1 protein-coding gene and 1 pseudogene are annotated in these 393 nt (G+C 58.3%); one reads left to right on the top strand and one right to left on the bottom strand.

All coding sequences use genetic code 11. The features are described from left to right. A pseudogene (locus AB9K34_RS16700) lies at positions 1-139 on the bottom strand (protein NO VEIN domain-containing protein); the annotation flags it as partial. A gap of 60 nt (positions 140-199) precedes the next feature. Here AB9K34_RS16700 and AB9K34_RS16705 point away from each other — a divergent pair. Continuing rightward, a partial coding sequence (locus tag AB9K34_RS16705) for a transposase (RefSeq protein ID WP_369955569.1) occupies positions 200-393 on the top strand: 194 nt, incomplete at its 3' end.

Consider the following 393-nt stretch of genomic DNA (forward strand, 5'->3'; position numbering starts at 1 on the left):
ACGCCTTCGGCTCGCGCGCGAAGTTCCAGAGCCGGAACAGGGACCATTCCGAACGCCGCTCCTCGGCCACGGCCAGCTCGGTGCGGCTGATGTGGAAAGGGGTGCGTTCCCAGCCATTCGTCGTCTTCACCTCGACTAGGCCGTGTTGACAAAAGGGATTCACAATGCACCGTAGGCGTGATTCAAGCTAGTATCTGCTATGGAGACCAGCTTGGCACGAGACTTGATGACGGACGAGGAGTGGACGTTTTTCGAACATTTCATCCTCGCTGCCCGCGGCCCGAATGGGCGCAAACCAACCAATCATCGCCTTGTTCTGGATGGGATTTTCTGGATCGCCCGAACAGGATCCCCGTGGCGTGAGCTGCCGGAGGAATTCGGAAAATGGTCAAG

Source organism: Sedimentitalea sp. XS_ASV28 (assembly GCF_041224545.1).
GTDB lineage: Bacteria > Pseudomonadota > Alphaproteobacteria > Rhodobacterales > Rhodobacteraceae > Sedimentitalea.